Origin of the sequence: Flavobacterium aurantiibacter (assembly GCF_002251775.1) — a bacterium.
Taxonomy (GTDB): domain Bacteria; phylum Bacteroidota; class Bacteroidia; order Flavobacteriales; family Flavobacteriaceae; genus Flavobacterium; species Flavobacterium aurantiibacter.
Window position 1 is genome coordinate 1 of record NZ_NOXX01000087.1, and the last position, 1,524, is coordinate 1,524.

Annotated in this window: 1 protein-coding gene; it reads left to right on the plus strand. The window is 46.7% G+C overall.

Annotated elements, in window-relative coordinates:
• Positions 1–1,524: immunoglobulin domain-containing protein (locus tag CHX27_RS01165; protein ID WP_207758917.1), on the plus strand; the 1,524-nt coding region annotated here is incomplete at both ends.

A 1,524-nucleotide genomic window follows, 5' to 3' on the forward strand; every position in this document is an offset into this window, starting at 1 on the left:
TTTAGCGAATCCGATTTCAGATCCGTCGGCACAAACAGCTACATTGACATTAACCGGGCTTACTACAACCAATTCTGGCGACTACTTTGTGGTAGTTAGTGGAGCATGTTCGCCAGCGGTGCAATCGATTCCAACGGCTGTTGTTGTTTTGGAAGCGCCACAAGTGGTTACAGATCCGGTGAGTCAGACGCTTTGCGAAGGCGAAACTTTGATTTTGAACGTTACTGCCACAGGTTCGGCGTTACAGTATCAATGGAAACGCAACGGGGTAAATTTAACAGGCGAAACCAATCCTACGTTAACTATTTCAGGGATTACTCAAGCGCAAGCAGGAGATTACACTGTTGAAGTGAGTAATGCGGGAGTTTGTCCATCGGATGAATCGTTAGCTGCAGTTGTGGTTGTTAATCCAGCAACGGCAATAACTACCCAGCCCTCGACTGTAACGGCTTGTTTTGGCGAGAACGTCACTTTCCTTGTGCAGGCAACGGGAATCGGTTTAACATATCAGTGGAAGAAAAATAATGTTGATATACCGGGTGAAACCAATAGTACACTAACACTAAGCGCTGTTGATTTCGACGACATAGCTAATTATACAGTTCTAGTTTCTAGCACATCATGTCCGGCAGTGACCAGTAATGTCGCTCGTTTGGCGGTGGTGGCACTTCCACAAGCGAGTATCGCCAACGGATTAGAGCCGAGTATTTGTGCGGGTAATTCGGCTGATGTGATTATCACTGGAACGCCATTCGCAGTAGTTACCTACAGCATCAATGGCGGCGCTCCACAAAGTGTTTCACTGAGCGGTTCAGGTACGGCGGTTGTTGCTACAGGCATCATTGAAGAAACGCAGGTGTACCAATTGCTAACCGTGAAGCGTAATGATTTACCGGCTTGCTTGGTAGATTTATCAGCGGCTGCGAATACACAAGCAACGGTTGCGGTAACCAACATTCCACAACCCAAATTAGATCAAGACGGTTACATCTGTATCTTTAACAACGATCCAACCAATACAAGCACCTATACCTTGGATACGGGATTACCGAATGACGGTACTTACGATTTCGAATGGTTTATCGACGACGTACAGCAACCGCAGTTCAGCAACTTAGCATCAATAGATGCAGAGGCTGTTGGTTTGTATCGAGTACAAGTTACAGATGCAGTAACAGGTTGTACACGTTCGGCAACTGCGAGCATTACGGCATCGGCTCCACCAACAAGTGTAACGGCATCGGTACAAACACTGTTTTTTGCAGAGAACGCTACGGTAACTGTTACGGTAAATCCGCCGGGCGAATACGAATACCGTCTCGACGACGGTCCGTGGCAAACGAGCAATGTCTTTACAGGAGTTCGCACGGTCTTAAGTCAAGACAATACAGGCAATCACACCATTTACGCACGTGACTTACGCGCTTGTGGCGAAGCATTTACATCGATTACTGTGATCGATTATCCGAAATTCTTCACACCAAACGGCGACGGTTACAACGATACGTGGAATATTTCGACTTT